At 42.3% G+C, this 17068-nt stretch carries 8 protein-coding genes; all 8 read left to right on the forward strand.

The genetic code is table 11. The features are described 5' to 3' along the window. The first annotated feature begins 456 nt into the window (after positions 1–456). A complete protein-coding gene (locus FHW88_RS26340; RefSeq protein WP_176628587.1) occupies positions 457–1047 on the forward strand; it encodes an RNA polymerase sigma factor in 591 nt (196 codons plus the stop codon). Positions 1048–1132: 85 nt separating this feature from the next. Further along, positions 1133–2125: a FecR family protein gene (locus FHW88_RS26345; protein WP_176628588.1), complete on the forward strand. Its 993-nt coding sequence runs from the start codon at positions 1133–1135 to the stop codon at positions 2123–2125. A gap of 334 nt (positions 2126–2459) precedes the next feature. Further along, positions 2460–5735, forward strand: coding sequence for a SusC/RagA family TonB-linked outer membrane protein (locus FHW88_RS26350; protein ID WP_176628589.1), 3276 nt, complete (start codon positions 2460–2462; stop codon positions 5733–5735). A gap of 33 nt (positions 5736–5768) precedes the next feature. Continuing rightward, positions 5769–7370 carry a RagB/SusD family nutrient uptake outer membrane protein gene (locus tag FHW88_RS26355; RefSeq protein ID WP_176628590.1) on the forward strand — a complete coding sequence of 534 codons (1602 nt, stop codon included), beginning with the start codon at positions 5769–5771 and terminating at the stop codon, positions 7368–7370. Between the two features lie 357 nt (positions 7371–7727). Then, a complete protein-coding gene (locus FHW88_RS26360; protein WP_218117306.1) occupies positions 7728–11117 on the forward strand; it encodes a VCBS repeat-containing protein in 3390 nt (1129 codons plus the stop codon). A gap of 14 nt (positions 11118–11131) precedes the next feature. Further along, the gene (locus FHW88_RS26365) at positions 11132–11698 is read left to right on the forward strand and encodes a hypothetical protein (protein ID WP_139160091.1); all 567 of its coding nucleotides are present in this window, start codon (positions 11132–11134) and stop codon (positions 11696–11698) included. Further along, on the forward strand, positions 11685–15089 hold the full coding sequence (locus FHW88_RS26370; RefSeq protein WP_176628591.1) for a VCBS repeat-containing protein: 3405 nt from the start codon (positions 11685–11687) through the stop codon (positions 15087–15089). Before FHW88_RS26365 ends, FHW88_RS26370 begins: the two co-directional genes overlap by 14 nt. A 185-nt stretch (positions 15090–15274) precedes the next feature. Then, a complete protein-coding gene (locus tag FHW88_RS26375) occupies positions 15275–17005 on the forward strand; it encodes a GMC oxidoreductase (protein ID WP_176628592.1) in 1731 nt (576 codons plus the stop codon). Positions 17006–17068 lie beyond the last annotated feature (63 nt).

Here is a 17068-nt window from a genome sequence, read left to right on the forward strand (position 1 = left end):
GCGCTAATGTGGCTTGCCTGTTTTGTTTAGAAGTTCAATTTTGTTTTGTTTAAAAGTCCAGAAAATTTGATTTTGCTTTAATCGCTGACTATAAGAGTTAGCAAATAACCGTATTGTTTACCAAGTGGACAAGGCAGTCCTTAATTCCAATCTGACTTGTTATAGATGTTAAAGTAACACTTAAATTTGTGCCGAATTCCTCATGGAAAATTCTTATATCTCTGGCACGCGAACAGCGACATTTGGTTTTTCGGTATATTCATCGAACTGGAAATTAATGTTTATTTAACAATTAATTTGAGTTTTTATTTGATTATTGATTTAATTGATTTAGATTAGTAATACAATTAAAACCTAATTATAGTTCCTCTACGCGTTGAATTTTTATTGACTGATAAACAAATTAGTTGTTTTCAATGAAGACGGACTGTAACTGTTATAAACACCAAATTTATAATGAAGCCAATTGAGTTAAATCATACTGACGACGTTTTATTATTGCAGCAAATAGAACAGGGCAGTCAACATGCATTTAATTTATTGTATGAAAAGCATTGGGGGAACGCCTATTCTGAAGCCTATAAACGTTTAAAGGATTCGGATCAGGCAAAAGATATAGTCCAGGAAGTATTTACCCATATTTGGCTCAAAAAGGAAAGTCTCCGTATTCATAATCTACCGGCTTATTTAACAGTAGCTATACGTAATAAGGTATTTAAACTGGTTGAAAAGCAGAAAACCATTCATCCATTCTTTGATATCATTGATGACCTGCCTGCATCTTGTCAACAGGCCGACGACAATTTGCTTTGGAAAGAGTTTTTAATATCTTATGAGGCACTTTTAAATACGCTTCCTCCTAAAAGGCAAATTATTTTCCGCCTTCATTATCAGAACGATTTACCAACCAAAGAAATCGCGGCGCAATTAGGTCTCACAAGAAAAACAGTTCAAAATCAGCTCGGAAAAGCTATTGAAAAATTGAAAGTGTCATTATTGCCTTTCCTCTCTTTATTGATCATTTTATTTTGGGCAAAAAATAATTAAGTCTATAAAAATAAATTTTTTAGCAGAGTGGGACTTTTGTTTGTTTACAGGTCATATCTATAATCAATAGTACAACCTATTTTAAATGGACAAGCAATATTTTCTTGAACTGCTGCATAAATATCTCAATAATGAGGCAACAGATGAAGAACAGCAATTTTTAGTTAAATATTATGAGTTGTTTTCTGCTGAGCCAGATATTATTTCTCTATTGAGTGATGAGCAAAAGAAGGAAATCAAGGAAGAAATAAATGCCTCAATTTGGGAAAGCATCGATAAACATATCGGGGTTGATAAAAAAATTATACGTCTGAAGACCTGGGGCAGAAAAATAGCTGCCGCAGCGGCAATCATAGGAGTTTGTGGCATAGGATATTTATTTTTATACAATAAACCAGTTGTTAAATCTCCCCAGTCATACTCGGCCCATCGGCCAAAACCTAACCTGTTTCTGGTATTGCCTGACGGAAGCAGGGTAATACTCAGCTATGGTAGTAAACTTAGTTATGCTTCATCATTTGATGGCCTTGCGAAACGCGAAGTATATCTTACCGGTGAAGCCTTTTTCGACATAAAACACAACAACTTAAAACCTTTTGTTGTACACACCGGTAAAATAAAAACAACCGTATTAGGTACTGCATTTGATGTAAAAGCTGTGCCAGGTGATAAAGCTATAACAGTCACCGTTACAAGAGGTAAGGTAAAAGTCAGCAATAACAACAAGCTCCTGGGTATTATTGTTCCTAATCAGCAAATCACCTTTGACCGGCAAAAATCTATTTCAATGCAAACTAACATAAATGCAAAAAATTATACAATCTGGACGGCGAAGGATGATTTGTATTTTGAAGATGTGACTTTTGGGGAAGCAGCCAAGGTATTGGAAGACCGGTTTAAGGTTAAGATATTATTTGCAGATCAGTTGGTTCGCTCAAAACACTTCACCTCTACTTTCAATAAATCTGCCAACCTGGATCAGGCATTAAAAAGCATTTGTGAGTTCAATGACGCCATTTATTCGTACGATAAAGCAAAGACTACCATAACCATCTCCACTAAATCTCAAGCCAATTAACTAAATCTCAAACCAATTAAACTTAAAGTATATGAAGAAAAAGTACCTCAAAAATCACAAACAGATCCTGTTTCAAAGAAGTCCGGATAGTTCTCCGGCATAAAAAACCCTCTGAACCATTTCCGGGGAAATAACCTCAGAGGGTCGCTAACACTATTCGACTGCAATCGATTGTATTAGCCGGGTGTTTTAAATTTTAACATTCAATCGAAGACATTAATCACTTAAAACAAACTAAATTATGAATTTTTCCATAATTCTGGCAGAACCGCGGCATTTTGTTAAATACCCGCTTAGATTTCATCTGCTAATTGACTTAAATTTTAAACAGTGTATGAGAATCGGGATAATTTCAATGTTCATATTAGCTACTTCAATTCCTGTATTTTCAGCAGCCCCTGTAAAGAGTCAGACAATTGACCAGGTAGCGGTGAGTCTTACACTCAAGAATGAATCACTTGTAAAAGCTTTTCATAAAATCGAATCACAAAGCAGTTTTCATTTTATGTATCGCAATGATGATGTGAAAGATATTCTCAACCTGGATATTGCTGCCAGTAATAAATCGATAGCAGTAGTTCTGAAGGCCATTTTGTCTAACACTTTACTCAAATTCAGACAGATTGATGACCAGATATTAATTACAAAATCAAATCAGGATAAAGCGGCAACCGGTGAAAAAGCAGATGTCACTACTGATATAGTAGCATCCAAAGGCATAATTAAAGGAACGGTAACCGATTCAAAGGAGAGTCCGTTAGCGGGTGTTACGGTAAAACTGGATGGCGCGATTTCATTAAATAAAGCAACAGACGTTAACGGCAACTATAGCTTCTCTAATTTACCGGCAGGTAACTATACGCTCACTTTTACTTTTGTTGGTTTTAAATCGGTAACAAAAACATTAGCACTAGGAGAGGATCAGCAAAGTGTAATTAATGTGGCGTTAACGGAAAGTACAAATGGCCTGGACGAAGTTGTTGTAACTGGTTACGGAACCCAGAAAAAGCGGGAAGTAACCAGCGCAATTACCTCTGTAAGTGCAGCACAATTTAATAAAGGTAATATCAGTGATGTTGCACAGTTATTACAAGGTAAAGTAGCCGGTCTTTCTATCGCACGCCCGGGTGGCGACCCTAACGGTGGTTTTGCCATCAGATTAAGGGGACTTTCTACTTTAGGAGCTAACACACAGCCGCTAATAGTGCTTGATGGCCAGGTGGGGGCTGATATTAATACAGTTGATCCAAATGATATAAAAAGTATTGACGTACTGAAGGATGGTTCGGCCGCTGCCATTTATGGTACACGCGGTTCGGCAGGCGTTATCATTATAACAACCATCGCAGGAAAGAGAGGGATGTCAAAGCTTACTTATAACGTTTCAGGTACTGAAGAAACCCCTGCCAAATTTACCAAGCATATGACAGCCGCCGAGTTTGTTGCGCTTGGCAAAGGGACAAACTATGGCTCTTCTACCGATTGGAATAAAGAAATAACCCGTTCGGCTTTTTCACATGTACATAATTTAGGTATTTCGGGAGGTGACGAACGTACTGTTTATGATGCAACTTTAAACTATCGCAATAGTCAGGGTGTTGCAATCAGAACTGGTTTTCAGCAATTAAATGGCCGTTTGAATATCACACACAAGGCTTTGGATAACAAATTGGTCCTTAATTTAAATATAAATACTACTAACAGAAACTCACAATTTGGTTTTCCAGATGCTTTCAAATATGCAACCATTTTTAACCCCACAGCACCAGTTCATTCTACAGATCCTTTATATGATTTAACCGGCGGTGGTTTTTTTGAATCCAACTTCGTTGATTATTCAAACCCGGTGGCAATGTTGGTTCAAAATACTAACGAAGCGCGGAATAAGAAGTTTAATATTGGCGGAACTGCGACCTATGAGCTAACCAAAGGGCTGAAATTTGCTACTAAATATTTTAAACAAACAACAAGTATTTATCATTCAGAGTACTCCCCAACTACAGCCTTTATTTCCAGGGGCTTCCCGTTGGGCAGTGGTTTTAGCCGTTCGGGCATTTCTGCAAAATTTGATGATGAATCTGAAAACAGTTTACTTGAAAGTACCTTGTCTTACGACAAAACAATACATAAACTGGAGATTGCTGCCGTCGCCGGATATTCGTATCAGGATTTCTTCTACCAGGGATTTGATGCCCAGGGTGGTAATTTTGTAACGGATGCCTCGGGTCAAAATTTTGCTGCAGCCCTCGACTTTAAAAATGGTATAGGCGTAGTTGAAAGTTATAAAAATGAGAATAAGCTGATCTCGTTTTTCGGGCGGGTAAACTTAAACTATGATAATATCGCTTTCCTTTCCGCCAGTTTAAGAAGAGACGGTTCAACAGAGTTTGGTGTAAATAACAAATGGGGCTTTTTTCCTGCTGTTAGTGCAGGTTTTGATTTGAGCAGAATATTAAAGATTCAAAGTATAAGCAACCTCAAATTGCGCGGCAGCTACGGTGTTACCGGTGCATTACCACCGTTTCCGTATCTTTCATTGTCTACTTTATCAAATAGTGGCGGTACCTATTATGCGGGTAATGGTGTATATCTGAGCACCTACAGCGGCACCAGGAATCCTAACCCTGGTCTGAAATGGGAGAAAAAAGCTGAAACAGATATCGGGTTAGACTTTTCACTGTTAAACGGAAGGTTAACTGGTACCTTTGACTATTTTAACAGGAAAACTACCGACTTGATTTTTGACGTTACGGTGCCTTCGCCGCCAGCGTTATTCAACAACACCTGGGAAAACATTGGCGAACTGAGTAACTCAGGCGTGGAATTAGCTTTAAGCTATGAAGCTATTAAAACACCTGACTTCAGTTGGACTACCGGTGGCAATATTTCAAGTTATCACGTAGTTTTAACAAAGCTGATTGATGCTTTAAAAGGTTCGTACGTAGGGGCCACCAACCTGGGCACTCCTGGTCAGGAAGCCACGCAGCTAACGAGGGCGGTTGAAGGCCAGCCTATTGGTATACTTTACGGGCCCAAATATGTAGGCGTTGATGCAAATGGTGTGTACCAGTACTCTGACGGTAAAGGTGGCACTGTTGGATTGGCAAATGCACCACGCCAGGTTATTGGCAATGGCTTACCTAAATTTGAATTTGGGATTACCAACGCCTTTAGATACAAACAGTTCGATTTTAACTTTTTCCTTCGCTCATCTATCGGTCATCAGTTAATCAATACTTATCGCGCCTTTTATGAAAATCCAAATGTTGCAACCAGCTACAATATAGTAAATACCAAATATTTCAATCCCAAAGTTACCGATGGTGCTGCATACAGCAGTTATGACGTTGAAAAAGCATCTTTCCTGAAATTGGATAACGCAACGTTTGGCTATACTTTCAAGATTGCCAAAAGCAATAAACCGGGGATGATTAGCAGTTTGAGAGCCTATATTTCGGGCCAGAACCTTTTCACTATTACCGGCTATACAGGTGTTGACCCGGAGGTTAGGTACGCTGACTCCGGAAATGTGTTAGCTCCGGGTATCGACCGTAGGGAGACATGGGTTTATACAAGGTCATTTACCCTCGGCGTTAATTTGGGATTTTAATTAAGGTATTTCAAAGTTTAATATATACAAATTATGAAACATAAATCATTAACAAGATATTCGTTGCTGGTGTTTCTTGCTGCGGCTTCATGTACAAAGCTGGATGAAAAAGCATTGCTCTACGATCAGGTAACTGAGGATAGTTTTTATAAAACAGACAAGCAACTGGCGGCCGCCGTGGGCGCTGCATATTCTTCTATTTATGGTTACAACGGTGCTTTCTTTAACTTAAATGAGGTTACTACCGACGAGGTTGTTGTACCAACACGGGGCGCTGACTGGGGTGACGGTGGGCACTGGGTACGTTTAAAAACACATAAAACCAACAGCACCGATTCGCAACCAGCTAATGGCTGGAGCCTTGGTTTCGGCGGGGTTACCACTTGTAACAAAATTTTAGCCGCCCTGGCTGTAAGTAAATCACCAACTGCTGCTACTTATGTAGCAGAATTAAAATGTTTAAGGGCCATTTACTACTACTGGCTGCTTGATTTGTTTGGCAACGTGCCTATCACCACTGATTTTTCGGATACCAAACCCCCTGCAACCAAAAGCCGGGCCGAGGTTTACGCTTTTATTGAATCAGAATTACTGGCAAATATTGAAAAACTACCCAAAATAGGCACAGGCGATGGCCCATACTACGGCCGCGTTACTTATTATGTTGCTGAAGCAACTTTGGCCAAGTTATATTTAAATGCCCAAACTTATACCGGAACCCCACAATATGATAAAGCATTAGCTGCATGTGATGTAATTATTAATTCCGGTAAGTATACGCTGATGAATAATTACGCCGACAACTTTTCAAGGAATAATACGGGCTCAACCGAGTCTATTTGGGCGATACCGTTTGATGGGGTTAAAGCGGGCGGCTTTAATATGAATATGGAGACCTTGCACTTGCAAAGCCAGAACACTTATCAAATGAATAACCAGCCATGGAATGGATTTGCTTCGGTACAGGAATTTTACCAATCCTATATTGACCCGGCGCAAAACCCCGGCCCGCAGGGAACTGTTGTAGGCCTTGACCCCAAAGGTACACCTACTACCGGCACACTCGACAAACGGATGCTGAATAATTTCCTTGTGGGACCTCAATACCAGGCTGATGGGGTAACCCCCTTAACGGACGGCGGTGCAGATGTGACGGATCCTAATGGTCCGCCTATCACCTTTACCCCTTACATTAACGAACTGCAGCCCAATGCCTGGAGACAGGCGGGTGCTCGTATTGGTAAATGGCAATTTTATAAAGGTATGCAGTCAAGTTTGGATAATGATTTGGCAATTTATAGATACGCCGATATTTTGCTGATGAAGGCCGAATTATTAGCCAGAAAAAGTGGCAATTGGAACGACCCGGTTACGCTTGCCTTGGTTAATCAAATCCGAACAGTACATGGAGGGGTTGCACCATTCACCAGTTTAACTCCTTTAATATTTTTAGCAGAGCGCGGCCGGGAAATGTTCGCAGAAAGCTATAGAAGGCAGGATATGATCCGTTTTGGTGTTTATAATGACGCGTACCGTTTCCACCCGGCCGATCCGGATGCTCACGTTAATATTTTTCCGGTACCCGAACCTCAAATTAATGCAAATCCAAACCTGAAACAAAACCCCGGGTATTGATAAAATGCTTTGAGTTTGGCAAAGGTGCTCTTTTAAGGAAAGCAAGTGATTTATTACTTGCTTTCCTCATTAAATACCACGGGTTTACCTAATTGACCTGAATGTTGATTTAAATGTTTGATTATTAGTTGATTGTGTTTTGCTGTTTTGATTGAGTTGTTGTCAACCCATCAGGTTTAGAAATTGCGACGGCTACAATATTTGAACAAGGTTAAAAGGAACTTATTTTATATAAAGTGAATGATTAAACGGGTACTTAATATTATTCCTGAGCCAATTGTATTATTGGTTTATTCTCCAATAAAACGTAGCTCCCCAAAGGTCATTTTATTTTTCACAACCTTTTGGCGTTCCGTTATGGCGGCAAAGATATATGCTTCATGCACAGAGGCCAGCTATATTCGGCAGGTACCGTTTTTTGCATTTTTATTTTTGATGGGCTGCAATCGCATCGAGCCTAAAAAAGACGAAGGCAACAAACTTTTTTCACTGCTTCCTTCATCATCCACAGGAATAAATTTTGCCAATGATGTTAAATATACCGAACAACTGAATGTTTATACCTACCGTAATTTTTATAACGGTGGGGGTGTTGGTATTGGAGATATTAATAATGACGGCTTGCCGGATGTTTTCCTTTGCGGAAATCAAAAATCAAACAGACTCTATTTAAACAAAGGCAACTTTCAGTTCGAAGACATAACCGATAAGGCTGGGCTCTCTTCGGCAGGTGTATGGTCAACGGGCGTTACCTTTGCGGATGTTAACGGCGATGGGCTGTTGGATATTTATATATGTAAGTCGGGCGATTTTTCCGGGAAAAACAGAAGTAATCAGTTATTCATTAATAATGGTAACCTCACGTTTACCGAAAAAGCGGCCGAATATGGGTTAAATAATAAAGGCTTGTGTACTCATGCTGTTTTCTTTGATTACGATCACGACGGAGACCTGGATTGCTACCTTCTTAATAATTCATTTCGTTCGGTAGGGAACTATGATTTGATCAAAGATCAGCGCAATATTCCTGATCCCCTGGGTGGGAATAAACTGTATCGTAACGACGGTGGTCATTTTACAGACGTGACCCAACAAGCAGGAATATACAGTAGCAAAATTGGTTTTGGATTAGGTGTAACTATTTCTGATGTAAACGGGGATGGCTGGGACGATATCTATGTTTCCAACGATTTTTTTGAACGTGATTACCTCTACATTAATAATCGCGACGGCACCTTTAAAGAGTGCCTTACCGACGCAATTAGGGAATTGAGCCAAAACTCAATGGGAGCTGACATAGCCGACATCAATAATGACGGCTATCCTGATATTTATGTAACTGATATGCTTCCTGAACCGGAATCAAGGTTAAAAACAAAAACAGCTTTTGAAAACTGGGATAAGTATCAGTCCGACCTCCAAAATGGATATTATCAGCAATTCCTTCGCAATGTTTTGCAGCTGAACCAGGGCCCGGTTATGAATAAAAACTTAGCCGAAAATAAGATAAACTTCAGCGAGATAGGCCGGCTTTCGGGAGTTCATGCAACCGACTGGAGTTGGGGCGCGCTGATCTCGGATATGGATAATGATGGGTTTAAAGACATTTTCGTTAGCAACGGTATTTATAAAGACCTAACCGATCAGGATTATATCCAATTTATGGCTAACCCGATACAAGTAAGAAAAATGATGGGTAGTGAGAAGGAAGTAATTAAGAAGCTAATAGATAGTATGCCCTCGGAGGCTGTGCCTAACTATGCCTACCGAAACAATGGGGACCTGACATTTACCAATAAGGCAGCCGAATGGGGTCTTGGAGATCCGGGTTTTTCGAATGGTTCGGCGTATGGTGATTTAAATAACGATGGGGCGCTTGACCTGGTGGTGAACAATGTAAATATGCCGGCCTTTATCTACCGAAACAACAGCAGGAAGCTGGAGCCGGCGAATAAATATTTGAAAGTAGTATTGCAGGGCGAGGGGAGGAACCGGTTTGGCGTAGGGGCACAGGTAACGTTATACTATAATCATACCTTAAACTACCAGGAGCAGGTTCCGTCGCGGGGATTTGAATCGAGCGTAGACACCCGGTTAAATTTCGGGTTAGGTAAAATTAAGGAGATCGATTCGATAGTGGTAAAATGGCCTTGCGGTAAGCAGAAAGTATTAAAAGGAGTAAAACCGGACCAGACAATCACGGTAAAAGAGGCTGAATCGGGATTGCCCGGGAAAGCAGTGAGGGGGACAGCCGGTTCAAAGCCGGTGTTTGAGCAGAGTACAGATAACCATGGGATAGACTTTGTGCACAAGGAAAATGACTTTATAGATTTTGACAGGGAAAAGCTGATCTTCCAGATGCACTCGGCGGATGGCCCGCGGATAGGTAAAGGCGATGTCAACGGCGACGGTTTGGAAGACTTCTATATCTGCGGGGCCAAAGACCAGCCAGGCGCATTATATATCCAAACCCGGGCGGGTCGTTTTAAACGGAGCAACGAAAAGCTGTTTGAGCAGGATAAGGCCAGTGAAGATACGGACTGTTTGTTTTTCGACGCGGATGGCGACGGGGACCAGGACCTGTATGTATGCAGCGGAGGCAACGAGTTCTCGGCTAACTCGACGGATCTGATCGACCGGCTATATATCAATGATGGGAAGGGTAATTTCAGCAAATCGCAACAGGTGCTGCCGTCATTTCAGTTTGAGAGCAGCTCCTGCGTAACGGCAGCAGATGTTGACGGGGATGGGGACCAGGACCTGTTTGTTGGAGTGCGGTTAAAGCCGGGTGAATATGGCTACCCGTGCAAGGGTTATCTCCTGCAGAATAATGGCAAAGGCTTTTTTACAGATGTAACCGAGGAGAGGGCCCCGGGCTTAACGGAATTGGGTATGGTTACGGATGCCAAATGGTTTGATTATGACCGCGACGGAAAACCAGACCTGGTAACCTGCGGGGAGTATATGCCGATCCGGATATTCCATAATGAAGGGGGGCGTTTAAAGGAAGTAACGCGCGAAGCAGGTCTGGAGTGGAGTAATGGGTGGTGGAACCGCCTGGAGATTGCGGACATAGACGGCGATGGTTACCCGGATATAGTAGCCGGCAATCACGGGCTAAACTCCAGGTTTAAGGCAACCCGAGCGAAGCCGGTAAGCATGTATGTTGGGGACTTTAGCGGCACGGGCAGCATAGAAGATATAGTATGCACCTATAACGGCGACAAACAATACCCGATGGTACTGAGGCATGACCTGGTAGGTGAACTTCCTTATCTGAAGAAGAAATACCTGCGGTATGCCCAGTACAAGGAACAAACGATGGAAGATATATTTGGCAGGGACCTGTTACAAAAGATGGTTAAGCTGGATGCCTGCGAAATGCGGAGCAGTGTGCTGCTGAATAAGCGGAATGGCAAGTTCCTGATGAAGCCATTGCCGGTGGAGGCGCAGTTTTCGACGGTTTTTGGGCTGGTGGTGAAAGACTATGACGGGGATGGGAAAAAGGACATTGTGCTGGGAGGCAACTTTTACCAGTCAAAACCGGAAGCAGGGATCTACGATGCCAGCTATGGACTGCTGCTTAAAGGAGACGGGAAAGGTGGCTTTACGGCAGTTAAACCTCAGGTAAGCGGCATCGTAATAAAAGGGGCCGTACGTGATATAAAAGAGATTAAAGCCGGAAACAATAAGCTGCTGATTGTAGCTAAAAATAATGATAAAACAGAGGTGTTGAGTTTTAAATAAGATGGTGGTTAACTATGAGATATTTTAAAGGGATCCTGGTTGTTTTATGCCTCATTTCTGTATTTTCTTGTAATTCAGACGACAGAAAGTATGAAAACGTAGTAGCGAGTGAACTTTCGCGGGGGGTGAGAAGAGATAGCCTGTTTCAGGGAATAAAATTAGGGATGACCTCAAAAGAGTTTTATACCCATTGTTGGGAAATGAATAAAAAAGGGATCTTTTTTGCAGGCCCCGGCAATACAACAGTTTTATACAAACTAAATAAGGAATTGAAATATCCGGCTTCCATGAATTTCTACCCTGATTTTCGGCAAGGTAAGATTAGCAAAATGAGAGTGAGTTTTAGTTACGATGCTTTCGCCCCTTGGAATAAACAAATGTTTGCTGATAGCCTGCAGTTGGATGTATTAAATATGCTGAAAAAATGGTATAAGGAAAAGGACTTTATCCGTATAACGGACCCGGCTAAAGGGACGATTTTTGTGCAGGTAGATGGTAACCGCAGAATTATCATCGGGAAATATGATGACGCCCATGTAAAAGTAGATTACACTGATTTACTGACAGATGAAAAAAAATAAGGTGAATTTTACTTTTTTGACAGAAAAAACTATTCATGATGTTTTTAGCATCAGGTACTGTTTTGTGTTCTTTTTGTTGGCTTTAACCAGTTGCCAGAAAAAGCAAAGCGGAGGTGGCAATAAGCTTTTTGAACTTTTAAATTCCAATGAAACGCATATCGATTTTGTTAACCAATTATCGTATGATGCTAATTTCAATATTTTTACTTATCGTAATTTTTATAACGGTGGCGGTGTAGCAATAGGAGATATCAATAATGACGGATTGCCGGATATTTTTTTGGTGGGCAACATGGTGCCCAGTCATCTATATTTAAACAAAGGCAATTTTCAGTTTGAAGACATAACCGGGAAAGCCGGAATTACCAAGCTCGGCAGATGGTCTACCGGTGTTACTATGGCCGATGTTAATGGTGATGGGTTGTTGGATATTTATGTTTGCAATAGTGGCGATGTTAAAGGCGATCATAAGCAGAATGAATTATACATCAACAACGGTAATCTCACCTTTACCGAACGGGCAAAAGAATATGGAATTGGCGTAAATGGATACTCAACCCACGCTGTTTTCTTTGATTATGATCATGACGGAGACCTGGATCTCTTTATGTTAAGCAATTCTTTTAAGGCAATCGGTAGCTTTAATATTCAGAATAATGAACGGAATAAAAGAGATTTATTGGGAGGGCAAAAATTATTCAGGAATGATGGCGGCCATTTTACCGATGTGAGTGAACAGGCCGGTATTTATGGTAGTGTAATTGGTTTTGGTTTGGGGGTAAGTGTGGGAGATGTAAATGGGGATGGCTGGGACGACATCTATGTTTCCAACGATTTTTTTGAACGGGATTACCTATATATTAATAATCACAACGGTATGTTTAAAGAATCGCTTGAGGATCAGATGAAAAGTATTAGTAATGCATCGATGGGGGCCGACCTGGCCGACATTAACAACGATGCACATCCTGATATTTTTGTGACGGATATGCTTCCGGCATCAGAATCAAGGCTTAAAACAAATACCACTTTTGAAAACTGGGATAAATACCAGCTTGATTTAAGATATGATTATTATCACCAGTTTACCAGGAACACGCTCCAGTTGAACAATGGCAACGGAACTTTTAGCGAGATAGGCCGGCTTGCAGGTGTTCATGCAACCGATTGGAGCTGGGGCGCGTTGATCACTGACCTTGACAATGATGGATTCAAAGATGTTTTTATCGCTAACGGTATTTATAAGGACTTAACAAACCAGGACTATATTCAACGTTTATCCGATCGGAACGTGATGGGAAGTGTTTGGACAAATAAAGGCATAAATTACAAGAAGCTAATAGATAGTATGCCCTCGGAGGCTGTGCCTAACTATGCCTACCGAAACAATGGGGACCTGACATTTACCAATAAGGCAGCCGAATGGGGTCTTGGTGATCCGGGTTTTTCGAATGGTTCGGCATATGGTGATTTAAATAACGATGGGGCGCTTGACCTGGTGGTGAACAATGTAAATATGCCGGCCTTTATCTACCGAAACAACAGCAGGAAGCTGGAGCCGGCGAATAAATATTTGAAAGTAGTATTGCAGGGCGAGGGGAGGAACCGGTTTGGCGTAGGGGCACAGGTAACGTTATACTATAATCATACCTTAAACTACCAGGAGCAGGTTCCGTCGCGGGGATTTGAATCGAGCGTAGACACCCGTTTGAATTTCGGGTTAGGTAAAATAAAGGAGATCGATTCGATAGTGGTAAAATGGCCTTGTGGTAAGCAGAAAGTATTAAAAGGAGTAAAACCGAACCAGACGATCACGGTAAAGGAGGTTGAATCAGAACTGCCCGGGAAAGCAGTGCGAGGGGCAGCCGGTTCAAAGCCGGTATTTGAGCAAAGTACAGATAACCATGGGATAGACTTTGTGCACAAGGAAAATGACTTTATAGATTTTGACAGGGAAAAGCTGATCTTCCAGATGCACTCGGCGGATGGCCCGCGGATAGGTAAAGGCGATGTCAACGGCGACGGTTTGGAAGACTTCTATATCTGCGGGGCCAAGGACCAGCCAGGCGCATTATATATCCAAACCCGGGCGGGTCGTTTTAAACGGAGCAACGAAAAGCTGTTTGAGCAGGATAAGGCCAGTGAAGATACGGACTGTTTGTTTTTCGACGCGGATGGCGACGGGGACCAGGACCTGTATGTATGCAGCGGAGGCAACGAGTTCTCGGCTAACTCGACGGATCTGATCGACCGGCTATATATCAATGATGGGAAGGGTAATTTCAGCAAATCGCAACAGGTGCTGCCGTCATTTCAGTTTGAGAGCAGCTCCTGCGTAACGGCAGCAGATGTTGACGGGGACGGGGACCAGGACCTGTTTGTTGGAGTGCGGTTAAAGCCGGGTGAATATGGCTACCCGTGCAAGGGTTATCTCCTGCAGAATAATGGCAAAGGCTTTTTTACAGATGTAACCGAGGAGAGGGCCCCGGGCTTAACGGAATTGGGTATGGTTACGGATGCCAAATGGTTTGATTATGACCGCGACGGAAAACCAGACCTGGTAACCTGCGGGGAGTATATGCCGATCCGGATATTCCATAATGAAGGGGGGCGTTTAAAGGAAGTAACGCGCGAAGCGGGTCTGGAGTGGAGTAATGGGTGGTGGAACCGCCTGGAGATTGCGGACATAGACGGCGATGGTTACCCGGATATAGTAGCCGGCAATCACGGGCTAAACTCCAGGTTTAAGGCAACCAGAGCGAAGCCGGTAAGCATGTATGTTGGGGACTTTAGCGGCACGGGCAGCATAGAAGATATAGTATGCACCTATAACGGCGACAAACAATACCCGATGGCACTGAGGCATGACCTGGTAGGCGAACTTCCTTATCTGAAGAAGAAATACCTGCGGTACGCCCAGTATAAGGAACAAACGATGGAAGATATATTTGGCAGGGACCTGTTACAAAAGATGGTTAAGCTGGATGCCTGCGAAATGCGGAGCAGTGTGCTGCTGAATAAGCGGAATGGCAAGTTCCTGATGAAGCCATTGCCGGTGGAGGCGCAGTTTTCGACGGTTTTTGGGCTGGTGGTGAAAGACTATGACGGGGATGGGAAAAAGGACATTGTGCTGGGAGGCAACTTTTACCAGTCAAAACCGGAAGCAGGGATCTACGATGCCAGCTATGGATTGCTGCTTAAAGGAGACGGGAAAGGTGGCTTTACGGCAGTTAAACCTCAGGTAAGCGGCATCGTAATAAAAGGGGCCGTACGTGATATAAAAGAGATTAAAGCCGGAAACAATAAGCTGCTGATTGTAGCTAAAAATAATGATAAAACAGAGGTACTGGTAAAGGCTCCGGATAAAAAAGGAGTAAATGGAATACAGTAAAGGGAATAGTGATAAAATAAAATTACCTGCATTGTAAATAGGGTGGTAGTAAAATACAACCGAATTACCATCGTTGAATGATGGGCGGATAATTATACAATCCGAAGAAGCAGAAATTTATTACCGAAAAATAGAAATTGCCGAACTATAATTTAACCGAATACCATAAATCTAAATATAGTCAAATGCCAATAGATTCATTGAACGTAAATACCAAAGCTAAAATTCAAAACACCTACGATGCTATTGTAATCGGCTCGGGGATTAGCGGCGGATGGGCTGCAAAGGAATTAACCGAAAAAGGGCTGAAAGTATTAATGCTTGAACGCGGTCGTAATTATGAGCATATAAAGGATTATGTTACCGCTACAAAAGATCCATGGGAATTTGAACACCGGGGCAATGCTACCTTACAGCAGAAAACAGATAACCCTGTTATATCCCGGGATTGGGCTATGTACGGGACCGCGGCCCAGGAACCCCTGATGAAGTCATGGGTAAATGAAAAAGATTGTCCCTATGTGGAAGTTAAACCGTTTACCTGGTGGCGTTCATATCAGTTAGGCGGAAGGTCTACTTTATGGGGGCGGCAAAGCTACCGGTGGAGTGATTTTGATTTTGAAGCTAATGCAAAAGATGGTATTGCTGTTGATTGGCCTATTCGTTATAAAGAACTGGCGCCATGGTATGACTATGTAGAAAAATTTGCCGGAATAAGTGGATCGACGGAGGGCTTGCCCCATTTACCCGATGGGCACTACTTGCCGCCTATGCAACTAAATTGTGTGGAAAAAGATGTGGCATCAAGAATAAAAGCTTTTTACAAGGGACAGCGCCACATGTTTATAGGCCGCGTGGCCAATCTTACCGCGCCTATCCAGGCAAGAACGCAGTGTCAGTTTAGAAACCGGTGCTGGGAGGGTTGCCCATTTGGCGGCTATTTCAGTACCCAATCTTCAACGCTGCCCGCAGCAATGGCAACGGGTAACCTTACCGTGAGGCCATGGTCAATCGTAACCAAAATTTTGTACGATAAAGACACCAGCAAAGCGACGGGTGTTGAGGTGCTGGATGGCGAAACGAATAAAACCTATGAATTTTATTCAAAAATTGTATTCCTGAATGCTTCTGCACTGAACAGTGCATGGGTTTTGATGAATACCGCAACAGATGTATGGCAAGGCGGATTAGGCAGTAGCAGCGGCGAATTAGGACATAATATTATGGATCATCATTATATGCTCGGCGCACAAGGAACAATAGAAGGCTTCGAAGACAAATACTATTTTGGCCGCAGGGCGAATGGTTTTTATATTCCCCGTTTTGTTAACTTGTTTGGTGATAAAAGGGACTTCCTGCGCGGCTATGGTTACCAGGGAAGCGCCAGCAGGGACGGCTGGAGCCGGGATGTTGCGGAAATGAATATAGGTGCTGATTTTAAAGATGCACTTACAGAACCTGGTGCATGGCATATCGGAGCGACAGGTTTTGGTGAAATTTTGCCCTATCACGATAACAAAATAACGCTTAATAAAGATGTGAAAGATAAGTGGGGGCTGCCTGTACTTTCAATGGATGCGGGTTTGAAAGAGAATGAGCTAAGCATGCGTAGGGATATTATTAAAGAATTGGTGGCCATGTATGAAGCGGCCGGGGTAAAGAATATCACAACCTGGGATAAAAATTATGCAATTGGTCAGGGCATTCACGAGATGGGGAGTGCACGTATGGGTAAAGATCCAAAAACATCGGTACTCAACGCGCACAATCAGGTTTGGGACGCGCAAAATGTGTTTGTAACTGATGGGGCCTGCATGGCTTCAAGCGCCTGTCAAAACCCATCGCTCACTTACATGGCGCTTACCGCACGCGCGGCTCACTATGCTGTGGATGAGTTAAAAAAAGGCAATTTATAAGCGACATGTTTAAGCTTTAATTTTAATAATTAATCAGACGAAATACAATTAATACATGCGGCA

The organism is Mucilaginibacter sp. SG538B, from assembly GCF_013376065.1.
Classification (GTDB): Bacteria; Bacteroidota; Bacteroidia; order Sphingobacteriales; family Sphingobacteriaceae; genus Mucilaginibacter; species Mucilaginibacter rubeus.